16 protein-coding genes, 1 tRNA gene and 1 pseudogene are annotated in these 13,121 nt (G+C 42.1%); 2 read left to right on the top strand and 16 right to left on the bottom strand.

Annotation, left to right across the window (positions count from 1 at the left end):
* Both HYI04_RS07150 and HYI04_RS07145 read left to right on the top strand, forming a co-directional pair.
* Window positions 1–92 (top strand): annotated as a pseudogene (locus tag HYI04_RS07150) (IS5/IS1182 family transposase); the annotation flags it as partial.
* A 167-nt stretch (window positions 93–259) separates the two neighbouring features.
* Complete coding sequence (locus HYI04_RS07145) at window positions 260–925, top strand: O-methyltransferase (RefSeq protein WP_159152913.1); 666 nt, start codon at window positions 260–262, stop codon at window positions 923–925.
* A gap of 141 nt (window positions 926–1,066) precedes the next feature.
* On the opposite strand, the gene HYI04_RS07140 is transcribed toward HYI04_RS07145, so the two are convergent.
* The 16 genes from HYI04_RS07140 to HYI04_RS07065 form a co-directional block, all read right to left on the bottom strand.
* The gene (locus tag HYI04_RS07140) at window positions 1,067–1,909 is read right to left on the bottom strand and encodes a universal stress protein (protein WP_159152912.1); all 843 of its coding nucleotides are present in this window, start codon (window positions 1,907–1,909) and stop codon (window positions 1,067–1,069) included.
* Between the two features lie 128 nt (window positions 1,910–2,037).
* Entirely contained in the window at window positions 2,038–2,649 is a 612-nt protein-coding gene (locus tag HYI04_RS07135) for a DapH/DapD/GlmU-related protein (RefSeq protein WP_159152911.1), read from the bottom strand.
* Entirely contained in the window at window positions 2,642–3,238 is a 597-nt protein-coding gene (locus HYI04_RS07130; RefSeq protein WP_159152910.1) for a YigZ family protein, read from the bottom strand. The genes HYI04_RS07135 and HYI04_RS07130 overlap by 8 nt, the downstream gene beginning before the upstream one ends.
* Before the next feature lie 261 nt (window positions 3,239–3,499).
* Window positions 3,500–4,246: an LPS export ABC transporter ATP-binding protein gene (lptB, locus tag HYI04_RS07125; protein WP_004696348.1), complete on the bottom strand. Its 747-nt coding sequence runs from the start codon at window positions 4,244–4,246 to the stop codon at window positions 3,500–3,502.
* Window positions 4,246–4,812, bottom strand: coding sequence for a lipopolysaccharide transport periplasmic protein LptA (gene lptA, locus HYI04_RS07120; RefSeq protein WP_004982118.1), 567 nt, complete (start codon window positions 4,810–4,812; stop codon window positions 4,246–4,248). Before lptA ends, lptB begins: the two co-directional genes overlap by 1 nt.
* Window positions 4,802–5,344: an LPS export ABC transporter periplasmic protein LptC gene (lptC, locus tag HYI04_RS07115; RefSeq protein WP_005400648.1), complete on the bottom strand. Its 543-nt coding sequence runs from the start codon at window positions 5,342–5,344 to the stop codon at window positions 4,802–4,804. The genes lptA and lptC overlap by 11 nt, the downstream gene beginning before the upstream one ends.
* Before the next feature lie 34 nt (window positions 5,345–5,378).
* Entirely contained in the window at window positions 5,379–5,918 is a 540-nt protein-coding gene (locus HYI04_RS07110; protein WP_004982122.1) for an HAD family hydrolase, read from the bottom strand.
* 3 nt (window positions 5,919–5,921) lie between these two features.
* Window positions 5,922–6,899, bottom strand: a complete 978-nt coding sequence (locus HYI04_RS07105; RefSeq protein WP_005400647.1) for a KpsF/GutQ family sugar-phosphate isomerase — start codon at window positions 6,897–6,899, stop codon at window positions 5,922–5,924.
* A 271-nt stretch (window positions 6,900–7,170) separates the two neighbouring features.
* Window positions 7,171–7,914, bottom strand: coding sequence for an adenosylcobinamide-GDP ribazoletransferase (locus HYI04_RS07100; RefSeq protein WP_005400646.1), 744 nt, complete (start codon window positions 7,912–7,914; stop codon window positions 7,171–7,173).
* Window positions 7,914–8,516, bottom strand: coding sequence for a histidine phosphatase family protein (locus HYI04_RS07095; protein WP_039890094.1), 603 nt, complete (start codon window positions 8,514–8,516; stop codon window positions 7,914–7,916). Before HYI04_RS07095 ends, HYI04_RS07100 begins: the two co-directional genes overlap by 1 nt.
* 2 nt (window positions 8,517–8,518) lie before the next feature.
* Window positions 8,519–9,571 (bottom strand): nicotinate-nucleotide--dimethylbenzimidazole phosphoribosyltransferase, encoded by a 1,053-nt coding sequence (cobT, locus tag HYI04_RS07090; protein ID WP_005400644.1) that lies wholly within the window; start codon window positions 9,569–9,571, stop codon window positions 8,519–8,521.
* Complete coding sequence (gene cobU / locus HYI04_RS07085; RefSeq protein WP_005400643.1) at window positions 9,568–10,086, bottom strand: bifunctional adenosylcobinamide kinase/adenosylcobinamide-phosphate guanylyltransferase; 519 nt, start codon at window positions 10,084–10,086, stop codon at window positions 9,568–9,570. The genes cobT and cobU overlap by 4 nt, the downstream gene beginning before the upstream one ends.
* Window positions 10,077–10,724 carry a 2'-5' RNA ligase family protein gene (locus HYI04_RS07080; RefSeq protein ID WP_005400642.1) on the bottom strand — a complete coding sequence of 216 codons (648 nt, stop codon included), beginning with the start codon at window positions 10,722–10,724 and terminating at the stop codon, window positions 10,077–10,079. The genes cobU and HYI04_RS07080 overlap by 10 nt, the downstream gene beginning before the upstream one ends.
* A gap of 147 nt (window positions 10,725–10,871) precedes the next feature.
* Window positions 10,872–10,947: transfer RNA gene (locus tag HYI04_RS07075), tRNA-Gly, on the bottom strand.
* Window positions 10,948–11,011: 64 nt separating this feature from the next.
* A complete protein-coding gene (gene cysS, locus HYI04_RS07070) occupies window positions 11,012–12,433 on the bottom strand; it encodes a cysteine--tRNA ligase (RefSeq protein WP_005400641.1) in 1,422 nt (473 codons plus the stop codon).
* 189 nt (window positions 12,434–12,622) lie between these two features.
* Window positions 12,623–13,120, bottom strand: coding sequence for a molybdenum cofactor biosynthesis protein MoaE (locus HYI04_RS07065; RefSeq protein ID WP_039890092.1), 498 nt, complete (start codon window positions 13,118–13,120; stop codon window positions 12,623–12,625).
* Window position 13,121: the final 1 nt, after the last annotated feature.

Below are 13,121 nucleotides of genomic sequence, written 5' to 3'. Positions count from 1 at the left end.
TTAGAGGAATAGCTACTCGATATGACAAGCTCAAAAGAAATTATCAAAGTTCTGTTGCTTTAGCCTGTATATTTTTATGGCTACCTTTATAGGGTTAATTATGAACAGTAAATGTCAACAGACCCTAGTTTTTAAAAATTAAAAGAGGTCAATATGACCTCTTTTTTTGAGCATTGATTTCAACAAATATGGTCGGAAAAATTGCACTCTGAAAATAAAAGTTTAAAATGCTCCACATCGCAACCAAGGTGAACATGCTATGCAACAAATGTGGACAGAGATTGATAACTATATCGATGCACATTTAATTCCTGAAGACCCAATTCTACTGCAAACTTTAGAAAATACAGAGAAGCATGGTTTTCCAGATCACTTAGCTGTTGCACCCAACCAAGGTATGCTTTTACAAATGCTGATTCAAATGAATCAATGTAAGCGGGTATTGGAGCTCGGCACTTTTGCCGCCTATAGCACCATGTGGTTAGCGCGTGCTTTACCTGAAGACAGCTATATTTTAACGATTGAAGGGCGTGATACGCATGCCGCGATGGGTCAAGAAAATATCGACAAAGCTCAGCTTAAACAAAACGTTGAACTCAAATGTGGGCGTGCAGCAGATATCCTTAAATCACTGCCTGCAGATATTGAACCTTTCGACTTTATTTTCATTGATGCCGATAAACAAAGCTATCCAGAGTATTTAGAATTAAGCCTGAACCTATCTCATTCAGGTACTTTGATTTTCCTCGATAACGTGATTCGTGCAGGCGATATTATCAATCCTGAAAATCACAAACCAAGTATTGAAGGGATTCGAGATATGTTCAAAGCGATGCAAAACCATCCGAAAATTTTGTCGTGCACCGCACTTCAAACTGTTGGTAGCAAAGGACATGATGGATTTGCCTTAGCCATTGTAAAATAAGCTAAAACTTAGATTAAAAAACAATCGATTAATTTAAGCTTATATAAATTATAAACTTACATTTACTGTCCATATAGTTATCCACAATTAATGCGGATAACTATGGATAAAACAGTTCCAATTTAGAGAAATCACTCTAAATTAACGGGCGACCAGTAAGGGAACTTTGGCATTCCTAAAAATGGTGGTTGCAATGCTGCCCAAGAAGAACTGATGAATTTTACTGTGGCTGAATGCACCGAGCACAATCAGTTGTATACCATGCTCATTTTGGTATTCCAGAATATTCTCAGCCACGTCACCATAACGATATTCTGTAATCACATCTAAATTTGCATCTTTCAGATATTGTTCAGGCTCTCTTAAAATTTCAGGGTGGTCACCGACATAGACTAAATGGCATTGTAAGAGACGCAGTAGATCACTTTGCGCAATCCGTTTCATCATCTTCACACAGGTCGGTGAATACTCATAGGCAAAGATAAAGCGCGTAGGTGGCTTAAAGCTATCGCCTACCGTCATGACGGTACAGTTTGCGCCACGGATAAAGTTCTCAACATTACTGCCCAATGGTTTATTGCGTTCAGCCGATTTCTCACCCACACGGCCAATCACCACAATGTCATCTTCATGCAATAAGTTAAAACTTTGCTCTAGAAAGTCACCCTTTTCTTGAATATGCGTTGTATGTAGGTCATGCGTTTCGAGAATGAGTTTCGAAATATGATCGAGCAAATTATTGCTATAACTGAGCGCAAGTTCACTTTGTTTTTGCTCTAATTCAGCCAGCTCTTTGAGCAACATTGCATTGCTTTCAAATCCAATTACCCCACTAATTTCACCTAAGTGATAACTTGCAGGATAATAATCCAAAACTTGTAAAAGGACCAATTCCCGCCCCGTCTGTTTTGCAATCCACGCCGCAGCTTCTGCTAGAGCATTGATACAAGGGGAAGAATCAATACATGCAATGACTCGTTTCATTATCGCCTCTCATTACACCGCATTTGGTATAAGGTCTCATTGTTGTTCTAAACTTAGCATATCTTTTTTTTTGATGGCAGGTTTTTATGTAATTAAGTATTGATAAATGTTCAATATTCTTTGATATCTTAATCACGTAAACGAATAAACTGTGCAGGATTGCCAGCAACAATCGATTGCTCGGCGATATCTTTGGTTACCATGCTATTCATCCCCACCACAGCATGTGCACCAATTTTCACCCCATCTTTCACACCCACATGTGCACCTAACCAAACATCCCGACCAATTTCTATCCCTTGTGAACGCACAGGTTGTTGATAAATCGGATCACTGAGTGCCATACCATGATCAAAGGCATATAAGTGACAATATGCCGCAATACGCACTTGATCATGTAACTTAATCCCCACACGACCACCATCTAAAATACAATGGTGGTTGATCGCGACTTCGCTGCCAATATCTAAAGGCCCATGCAAAGTACAATCGGCAGCAATAAACGTGTTGTCCCCAATGACAATTTTTCGACCAGGCTCTGCAAATATGTGTGCCAATGGAGAAATAAAACAGTTTTGACCAATTTCAACCGTTTCCATTTCCATTAGATAAGCTTGGTATTCTTGCTGCCATACATCAGCCCACACACGGTTTTTAGGCTTGAGCGACCAATACAACCAGGGCATATAGTTTAAGCGATGCTTATGCTGCTCACGATATTTTAATAAGGGATCAGTCATGATGGTCATCCACAATTTTTAAGGCTTCACGTCCACGGGTCACATCTTGTATTTTAAGTGCGAGCACTTCAATCTGATGCACTTGTAATAATGCCTCTACAAGCACGCCATCCGCAGTATATTGCTCATTAAATTCAATCTGCTGGCTATTCAGCTCGTACTGGAAAATCGCCCATTCATTAAATTGGCAGGCAAAATGCACTTTTTTCTTTTCAATGAGTTCTATTTTTTCAGCCAACAGTAAACACTGACCTGCTGTTCCACCATAAGCACGTACCAACCCGCCTGTGCCTAGCTTGACGCCACCATACCAACGATTGACCAAAACCAAAACATTGGTCAGTTCATTGCCTTCAATGGTCGCTAAAATAGGACGACCTGCGGTACCTGAAGGTTCACCGTCATCATTGAAACGAACATTGTGGCCAATTTTCCATGCCCAGCACTGATGCGTGGTGCTGATATCTTTATATTGCTCTAGAAAATCTTTAACGGCTTGTTCATTTTCAACAGGCACAGCAAAAGCTTGAAAACGACTTTTCTTAATGTCTTCTTCATAGCTCACTAAACTAGAGATGGTAAATGGCATAGCGTAATTTTTAAAAATTTCACAAAAAATTATAACGTATTTTCAATCAGCTATCGTATGAAAATGGCTTTTCGCTTTAAGCCCACACAAAATAAAGAGATATGCATACTGTGTAACATGCTGAAAAAGCGATTTAAAAGGATGGCAGAGCGCGCAGTTTGAATATAAAGGGATGCCCTATTCTTAATTCAATACAAAGCGATAGATTAAAAATATGAGAGGGAAATCTGCGCCAATTATTTTCATTGACGCAGAAAAAGCTTATACAGTGAAGTCATCACCAAGGTAAACTTGACGCACGGTTTCATTGGCTAAGATTTCATCTGGAGAGCCTTCAGCAATCACCGCACCCTCACTCACGATATAAGCACGTTCACAAATCGCCAAAGTCTCACGAACGTTATGATCCGTAATAAGAACGCCAATACCACGGTCTTTTAGAGTACGAATAATATCTTTAATGTCACCCACTGAAATTGGGTCAACCCCAGCAAAAGGCTCATCGAGTAACATAAATTTTGGATCGGCTGCCAGTGCACGTGCAATTTCAGCACGACGACGTTCACCACCAGACACACTCATACCCAATGAATCTTTAATATGGCTAATTTTGAAATCGGCCAGCAATTCATGCAGACGCTGTTTACGTTGTTCTTTATTTAGATCTTTGCGCGTTTCCAAAATCGACATAATATTTTCAGAAATAGTGAGTTTTCTAAAAATTGATGCTTCTTGAGGTAAGTAACCAATACCTTTACGCGCACGTTCATGCATGGCCAAATCAGACATGTCTAGGTCATCAAGATGAATTTCACCTTTGTCCATACGCACCAGTCCAACCACCATATAGAAACTGGTGGTTTTCCCTGCACCATTAGGGCCAAGTAAACCTACGATTTGTCCGCTTTGCATGCTAAAAGATACATCTTTCACTACCCAACGCTTACTGTAGTTTTTCGCGAGATGCTTAATACATAGGGTTTGTGGCTGATTGAGAGTTTGCTCCATTAGTCACGCGCTCCTGGGAAGGATTGAGAACCTGAAGGTGGGATCACAATTTGAACACGACCACTCGACGAACCACTGCTGTTTGGTGTACCAATCGCTTCGATATCACCTTTGTTCATACTATAACGTAATGTATTACCGCGAATACTGGCACCATCTTGTTCTAGAAGTGCGCTGCCGGATAAGGTAATAATGCCTGTTTCTGCATTATAAATAATTTTTTGCGCCTGACCTTTGGCAATACCTTTATTGGTACTGACTTGCTGCTGGAAACGTGCAGGCTTACCATTGGCCGTAATGGTGCTAATTTGACGGGTTTGATTTAAATTGGCAACAATTGAATCTGCTTGTAGTTTCATCGTACCCTGTTCAATGATGACATTGCCTGTGTACGTCGTAACACCCGTTTTTTCATTAAACGTTGCTCGATCTGCCACCAACGAAATCGCTTTACTACGGTCACTTGGTAGTGCTAAAGCAAAAGTTGAAACAGCCACACCTAAACTCAGTGCAAGTGTTTGCTTGAGGAAAGTTTTAGAAATAGAAAATTTTGGATTATGGTTCATACTTCCCTCGAATATGGAAAAAGTCATATTGACCCGTATTTAAATTCGCTTTTAAGCCCTGACTAACAAATTCGGCTTGTGGTGTCGTAACAACCACTTGATGCTGAGATTCAAGTTCACGCGTCTGTGGAAACGCAGTCAATTCTGCGGTCTCAAACTGCATCTGACCTTGATCCAACATTTTCTTTGCAACCACTTGGTTTGTCAGAACGACTTTTTCGTTGTCGTTGATGCCATTGGCTTGCTTGGCATAGAAAGTCGCATCCACTTTTCCATCTTTATACATCTCAGCATTTAAGTTCTCTAACTTAGAGGTCTTCTTTTGCATGTCCTGCTCAAGACGATCTACTTTTGCGCGGACGTATAAATTACCCTCCTCATCTGTTTGAGTCAGTTGGATCTGCTCAGCAGAATAGGTCATGCTTTGCGCACCATCGACCTCGAGCTTTTGCCCTTTTCCGCTGTAATAGTAATAACCACTACTGATAGCCGCAATGGCTACAGCAGTGATATATAAAACTTTAGTATCCATAAATGTTAACTAAACTCTCATGCATGCATACAGATTAATGCGGGACTGCGGTGTACTTTTCAAGTAAAGTTTCGTATACACCTTTGGCTTGTAAAATCATATCGCAGATTTCACGTACCGCGCCACGTCCACCCATCGCTTGAGTTACCAAATCGGCACGGCGACGTACTTCTAAATGACCATTTGGCACGGTCACTTTCATGCCTGCAATGGCAAATGCAGATAGGTCTGGCCAATCATCACCCATGTATAAACAATCTTCGGGTGAAATACCAAATTTTGCACAAGCCTCGCGCAATGCAACACCTTTGTCTTCACGGCCTTGATAAACAAGGTCCACGCCCAAATCAGACATCCGTTTTTCTACGATCTGACTTTTACGTCCTGTGATAATAATCACTTTCACACCAGCTTGCTGAACCAGTTTCATACCTAAGCCATCACGGATATCGAAAGATTTGATTTCGTCTCCCGAGTTAGTCAAAGTCACAAAACCATCACTTAAAATACCATCAACATCCAAAACTAGAGCTTCTACATAACGCGCTTGTTCTAACAAAATATAAGAAGCCATTTTTTAATTTACCCCAGCTTGAATCAGGTCATGCATACTCAAAACACCAATGACTTTATTGCTCTCATCAACAACGACAAATTGGTTAATTTTCTTTTCATTCATTCGCTCTAAGGCTTCAACAGCACGTGCTTCCGGTGAAATCGTCAGCGGGCTCTTAATCATCACATCAGACACCGCCAAGTTCACATCAAAACCTTGCTGTTTATCAATCAAACGGCGTAAGTCACCATCGGTAAAAATCCCCAATAGATGATCATTGTCATCCACAATTGTGGTTAAACCTAGGCGTTTGTTAGATATTTCGTACAGAACTTTGTTCATTGCTGTATCTGGAGACACTTTCGGTAGTTCGTCTCCAGTGTGCATTAAATGCTTCACATGTAATAACAAGCGTTTACCCAAAGCACCCGCAGGATGCGAGCGTGCAAAGTCATCTGAAGTAAACCCGCGTGCATCTAACAGTGCAACAGCCAATGCATCACCCAAAGCTAAAGTCGCCGTTGTACTCGATGTTGGTGCTAGACCTAATGGACACGCTTCTTGGATATTGCCTAACGTTAGCGCCACATCAGCATTCTGTGGCATCGGCGCACGGTCATCCCCACTGATGGTAATTAAAGGCACACCCAAATATTTGATCAAAGGCATCAGCATCATGATTTCATCACTCTTGCCTGAGTTTGAAATCGCAATCAGCACATCACCTGCAACCAACATCCCCAAATCACCATGCCCCGCTTCACCTGGGTGCATAAAGAATGATGGCGTACCTGTAGAGGCAAATGTGGCTGCCATTTTTCGGCCAATATGCCCTGATTTACCCATGCCAGTAATGACTAAGCGACCTTTACACTTTAAGATAATTTCACAAGCACGGCTAAAACGATCATCGATTTGTTTAGCAAGTACCGAGAGTGCCTGACGCTCTATCTCTAGTGTTTCTAAAGCAACTTTTTGGAAATCAATGGGATTTGACATATTTTCAGAATTCAACGTTGTTTTACCTGAATCGTGTGACGAAATGAAGCGTCAGCACATAAAAAATAATTTTCGCAATTTTATCATATCTCTGTAGATAACTAGCGCGGAAATCTTTGGATTTTCACAACATATCTACAAATGTGTTTTGCTGATGACGGAAGACCTTTGTTTCAAGTGCATATAGCTCGCTATCTTTTTATTATTTTTTCTTTCGGCAATGTATGACTGCACACCTTTCACGCTGAGAAGCTCTTATTTATTCCCTAACTTAAGTGAAATAAAAGGTAGCCATCACAAAACTAAAGAGTGTCGCTAATTCAATTATTTCAATACTGGCACCAATGGTATCTCCAGTCACACCACCAATACGCCGTATAAATTTATATCGCAAATACCACAGTACCAGATAAAATGTGGCAATCACTACAACACCAATCCATGCCCAATACAAAGCCACCAAAGGCGTAAGCAGTAAAATTGCCACTGCCATCGGTCGTGCTAAATGTTGGCTCAACTGGCTGCCGAGTCCTTTCGCACGCACATAGTCTGTGCTTAAAAAGAAAAATAGCGGTACGAGACGCCCTAACATAGGAAAGAGGATCAGCGCTGTATACAGCTGTTTTTGTAATAACACATACAGTGCAGACCACTTTAAGATGCATACAATGACAAGGCTGAGTACACCTATCGGCCCACAACTCGGATCTTTCATGATCTCAAGTGTGCGTGCTTTATCGCCAAAACCACCGATCCAAGCATCGGCAGTGTCGGCTAAACCATCCAGATGCAAACCACCTGTCAGCCAAATCCATAACACCAGAATCACACTGCTTAACAGCACAAGTGGCAAAGCATGCAATAACAGGACAATCCCATACAGAATGCCGCCTATGAGCAAACCCACTACAGGATAAAACAACAATGCCTGCGCATTTTGCTGGGGCGTTGGCATTGCGCTTAAGCGAACTGGAAACGTCGTTAAAAACTGTAATGCAATCCAAAACGGTGTCATTACACGTCCTCACTTTGAATAAACTGAAGCTGCCCTTGATCGAATACAAAGCGGTTCAACTGTCCCAACTCTGCGGACATTTTTAAAAGATCATTATCATGCTGTTTCAGCGCTTGGCATTTTAAGAGTTTAATCACTCCGCCATGGGAAATAATCAACGCCCGTTGCCAGCCCTGCTTATGCATTTGCTGGGTTAACGTCTCTACAGACTCTAGAACACGGCTTTTAAATGCCAATAAGCTTTCTGCCTGAGGCGGTGTAAAACTTAACGGCGTTTGCCAAAATTGAGCCAATTCATTAGGAAATTGTTGGTAGAGTCGCTCGGTCGGCTGAGCTTCCCATTCTCCAAAATCTATTTCTTGCAAATTCTGTTCTATATACAAAGGGAGCTGTTTTTGCTCCGCCCACTGCTCTGCAAACAGACGGCAGCGCTGTAATGGTGAGCTATAAATGACATCCCACGCCTGACCAGTCTGCTCAGACTGTGTGATGGTAGACTGCATTTGCGCCCAACCCTTCGCAGTCAAAGCATCATCCGTTCTACCCCGTAAGGTATGACTTAAGCTGGTTTCTCCATGGCGCAGAAAATCTAAATACAACATCTCTAAACTTTCTTACCAATCACGGCTGCTTCAGCAAATGTTGCCATTTCATTATGTAAGCGACACGCTAGCTTGATCACCCCCAGTGCAGCTCCTGCTCCACTGCCTTCACCTAAACGCAAATTCAGCTTCAATAAAGGCATCGCTTTAAGTTCTTCTAACAAACGTACATGACCATATTCAGCCGACTGATGCCCAAAAAGCATCCAAGCGCGAACCTGTGGATTTAAACGTACTGCGAGCAATGCCGAAACAGTACTGATAAACCCATCCACTACCATCGGCAGCCCCAATTGCGCACAGCGAATATACGCGGCTGTCATGGCTGCAATTTCAAGTCCACCCACTGCACATAAGGCTTTAAACGGATCGTTATCGACATATTGGGTATGCAATGCAAGTGTTTGATTAATCACTTGTTTTTTATGTATTAATTGTTCAGTACGGATACCTGTTCCAACACCCGTGAGCTTTTCAGCGGGTTCATCCAATAAAAAACAAGCCACGGCTGAGGCTGAACAGGTATTTCCAATGCCCATCTCACCCGCGACATAGATATCTGCCCCATAAGCGATAGCATCTTCTACACTTTTTTGCCCCAAAGCAAAAGCTGCTTCACATTCAGCTTCAGTCATGGCTTGGGTTTGAGCAAAGTTAGCCGTCCCCGCGCGGATGCAGTGGCGTTCAACCCCGACATATTCATATGCTTCACCGACTGAACCACAGTCGATGACTTGTAACTTGGCTTGATACTCTTTGGCAATCACACTAATACACGCCCCGCCAGTTGCGAAGTTCTGCAACATTTGACGCGTCACCGCTTGTGGATAGGCAGAAATATTTTCTTCCATCACCCCATGATCACCTGAAAAAATCGTAATCCATGGACGGTCAATCTTGGGTTTTATAGTGTTTTGCAAACTGGCTAAAGTCACTGCAACCGATTCAAGCTCCGACAACGAGCCTGTCGGTTTGGTCAACTGTGACTGGCGTGCTAGGGCTTGAGCCAATACAGACTCACTCGGACTTTGACATGCTTCTAACCACCAACTCACACTTGTTCTCCTTTTAAAATCATTGGAAATCCTGCTACGCAGAACACCACTTTTGTTGCAATTTGACCTAACTGCTGATGCAATCGTCCTGTTTCATCAACAAAACGTCGGCTGATTTGTCCCATTGGAACCACACCTAAGCCTGTTTCATTGCTCACTAAAATTAGCTCGGACTGTAAACTTCCGATAACATCTAACAACTTTTGGCATTCTTGAACTTGCAAATCTGGGGCAGTATGCATCAGTAAATTACTCATCCATAAGGTCAGGCAATCGACCAAAATGGTTTGGTTTGGACGGTCTAATTTGACCAACTGCGCTGCAAGATAAATGGGTTCTTCACACAGCCCCCAATCTTCGGGTCGTTGTTGCTGATGGTGTTGAATGCGCGCTTGCATCTCCCCATCCAAGGCTTGTGCAGTTGCCACATAAACCACAGGCTGCGCCAACTGTTGGGCAATCTGCTCCGCCAAGCGGCTTTTCCCCGAACGTGCACCACCTAAAATCAGTTGCATTGCGCATTCTCCAATTCAATCTGTGTATGTGAAAACAATGGCCCTTGTAGGACATGCGCCTGATAAAAGCCAAACGTGAGCTTTGAGATGTTGAAGCTATAGTGGATAGCTTCAATTTCAGCCATCCGTGCCAATACATGATCACTACTCACCGCTTCACGGTACAGACCCAATGTAATATGTGGACAATAACTCAATGCCGCGACTTCCTGCGAGGTTTGCAGCAATGTTTTTCTAATTTGATCCAACACGCCTGCGGTATCATCTACTTTTAAAAATAAGGCACTTTCAAAACTGTTTAATGCCGCCACCTGTAACTGAAAAGATTCTAGCTTTAAATTTTTAAGGCGTTCAAGCTGCTGATTCAGTTGCACTCGACTAAAGTCATCCAACTGTGTTGCCTGTTCTACCCAAAAACCTGCAACAAATAAAGTGATATGAAACTGCCGTTGGTTTGGTTGATAAAGCAAATCTGAGAACTGCTCACGAAGCTTTGTTAGATAGCTGATCAAAACAGGATCCTCCACTTCAATATACCAAAGTGCATAGCGTTCTCGTCCCAAATGCCATTCAGGATAGTCTCGGGCTTCGGTCGGCACGACAGTGCTATGGGGTTGAAGAAACACAATTTTATTCACAAATGAAGATGAATAATTTAAGCATATTTTTGTCAAAATTATGGGCTGAAACGCCGAGATAATTTCACATTTAAATGAATTATTTTCAATACACTCAAATTACAGACATAAAAAAACCCCAAGTTGAACTTGAGGCTTTTTAAATTTTGGAGCGGGAAACGAGACTCGAACTCGCGACCCCAACCTTGGCAAGGTTGTGCTCTACCAACTGAGCTATTCCCGCAATATGGATGTGCATTATAGAGAGTTTCATCAAACTGTCAACACTCTATAATGCAATTGCTGAATTAATCAGCGCGGCGCCAGATTGTCCCTTGACGAGTGTCTTCCAAAACCACACCTTGATCCAACAAGGACTGACGAATTTCATCCGCTTTGGCAAATTCTTTGGCTTTTTTCGCATCTTGACGTTGTTGAATCAAATCTTCAATTTGCTCTTCAGACAAAGCCAAAGCCTCTTGCCCAATATCAGACTTCAGGAACTCTTCAACATTGTGCTGAACCAAACCTAGAATATTGGTTAAATGACGCAAAGTTGCATAGTAAATCGCTGCTTGTTCCGCTTGTTGCTCTTTCACGGCACGGTTCAATTCTTTGTTCACTTCAAACAATACCGCAATGGCTTCAGCGGTATTGAAGTCATCACGCATGGCACTATTGAAACGCTCAAGCAATGTTTCATCTAAGGTATCGACTTGTGTATCGCCATAGGCTTGTTGATAAGCTTTGAATGAATGATAGAAACGTGACAGCGCTGTTTTTGCTTCTTTTAAAGCAACATCAGAGAAATTCACAGGGCTACGATAGTGTGATGACACAATGAAGTAACGAATCACTTCAGGGTGGAACTTATCCATCACATCACGAATGGTAAAGAAATTGCCCAATGACTTCGACATTTTCTCGCCATCAACGTTGATAAAACCGACATGCATCCAATAGTTGACATACTGCTCGCCAGTTGAAGCCTCAGACTGTGCAATTTCATTTTCATGGTGCGGGAACATCAAGTCCGAACCACCACCATGAATGTCAAAATGGTTCCCTAGGCAGCAAGTCGACATGGCAGAACATTCAATGTGCCAACCCGGACGACCTTTGCCCCATGGCGAAGCCCATGCAGGTTCATTATCTTTGGCATGTTTCCAAAGTACAAAGTCAAAGGGATGTTTTTTCTCAACTTCAACATCAACACGTTCAGATGCACCCGCTTGCATATCTTCCAATTTACGTCCTGAAAGACGACCATATTTAGCGAATTTTTCCACTTGGAAATACACATCACCATTGGCAGATGGATAAGCTGTACCCTTTTCAACCAGATTACCAATCATGCTTTGCATTTGATCAATATAATCCGTCGCACGCGGTGCTTCATCTGGATGTAAACAACCTAGATTTTCAGCATCTTCATTCATCGCTTGAATAAAGCGGTCTGTCAGCTGCGTAATCGACTCGCCATTTTCATTGGCACGTTTAATGATTTTGTCGTCAATGTCGGTAATGTTACGTACATATTTAACGCTCCAACCTTGGCTACGCAGGAAGCGAATAATATAGTCAAATGCAACCATCACGCGCGCATGTCCAATATGACAGTAGTCATACACCGTCATACCGCAAACATACATATCAATATGCCCCTCAACACGAGGTACGAATTCTACTTTTTTGCGTTGCTCTGAGTTATATAGAACAAATGGTTGCATAGCGATTCAAAAGACTTCAAATATAAGAATGGATCATCTTAACCTAAGCATTATTTTTCATAAAGTTTTCAGAAGATTTTTCTTTCAATTATCTCGCCACTTTCCATTCATACGCAACTGTTACTAAATTTCCATTATCCAAATCTTAAACGGGTTACTGGTAAATATTGGCATTGCATGATGCATTTGCTAGGGATGAACATGTGCATGCTCACAATGCTCATGGCTATGAAGTTTTGGCGCTTCATGATCTGTTCGAATACAGCAACCCTCGACATACTGACTGGTACCGTCCATATAAAATTCCTCTTTCCATACAGGAACTTCATGTTTCACCCGCTCTACCGCTTCCTCACAGGCTTGAAAGGCTTCACGGCGGTGCGCGGCGTACGCCATCGCAATAATGGCAGTATCACCAATATCTAAAGCACCTATGCGATGCACCACCCGAACATAAGACACGCCATATTTTAATTGGATCTCTTGTTCAATTTGACGAATCATTTTTTCAGCGACAGGTGCATAAGCGGTATATTTTAACGCTTTTACAGCTTTACCTTGATGGTGATTCCGCACCGTACCAATGAATATGCCTATGCCACCACACTCAGGAAAATGTTGGATGCCATCAAAGTCATTTTGACTAAAAACCACGGTTTGAATCCGCGGAAATTGTTTTAATTCCATA

This window comes from Acinetobacter sp. SwsAc2, assembly GCF_013391465.1.
GTDB classification, from domain to species: domain Bacteria; phylum Pseudomonadota; class Gammaproteobacteria; order Pseudomonadales; family Moraxellaceae; genus Acinetobacter; species Acinetobacter johnsonii.
Note: the sequence above shows the minus strand (reverse complement) of the source record. Positions and strands in the feature narration are given on the sequence as shown.

Coding starts and splice junctions, on each gene's coding strand:
- HYI04_RS07095 (WP_039890094.1), bottom strand. CDS start 8,516: ATGTTGTATTTAGATTTTCTGCGCCATGGAGAAACCAGCTTAAGTCAT.
- HYI04_RS07105 (WP_005400647.1), bottom strand. CDS start 6,899: ATGTCAAATCCCATTGATTTCCAAAAAGTTGCTTTAGAAACACTAGAG.
- HYI04_RS07140 (WP_159152912.1), bottom strand. CDS start 1,909: ATGAAACGAGTCATTGCATGTATTGATTCTTCCCCTTGTATCAATGCT.
- HYI04_RS07130 (WP_159152910.1), bottom strand. CDS start 3,238: ATGCCATTTACCATCTCTAGTTTAGTGAGCTATGAAGAAGACATTAAG.
- lptC (WP_005400648.1), bottom strand. CDS start 5,344: ATGGATACTAAAGTTTTATATATCACTGCTGTAGCCATTGCGGCTATC.
- lptB (WP_004696348.1), bottom strand. CDS start 4,246: ATGGAGCAAACTCTCAATCAGCCACAAACCCTATGTATTAAGCATCTC.
- lptA (WP_004982118.1), bottom strand. CDS start 4,812: ATGAACCATAATCCAAAATTTTCTATTTCTAAAACTTTCCTCAAGCAA.
- cysS (WP_005400641.1), bottom strand. CDS start 12,433: ATGCAACCATTTGTTCTATATAACTCAGAGCAACGCAAAAAAGTAGAA.
- HYI04_RS07100 (WP_005400646.1), bottom strand. CDS start 7,914: ATGACACCGTTTTGGATTGCATTACAGTTTTTAACGACGTTTCCAGTT.
- HYI04_RS07065 (WP_039890092.1), bottom strand. CDS start 13,120: ATGGAATTAAAACAATTTCCGCGGATTCAAACCGTGGTTTTTAGTCAA.
- HYI04_RS07145 (WP_159152913.1), top strand. CDS start 260: ATGCAACAAATGTGGACAGAGATTGATAACTATATCGATGCACATTTA.
- HYI04_RS07135 (WP_159152911.1), bottom strand. CDS start 2,649: ATGACTGATCCCTTATTAAAATATCGTGAGCAGCATAAGCATCGCTTA.
- cobU (WP_005400643.1), bottom strand. CDS start 10,086: ATGCAACTGATTTTAGGTGGTGCACGTTCGGGGAAAAGCCGCTTGGCG.
- HYI04_RS07110 (WP_004982122.1), bottom strand. CDS start 5,918: ATGGCTTCTTATATTTTGTTAGAACAAGCGCGTTATGTAGAAGCTCTA.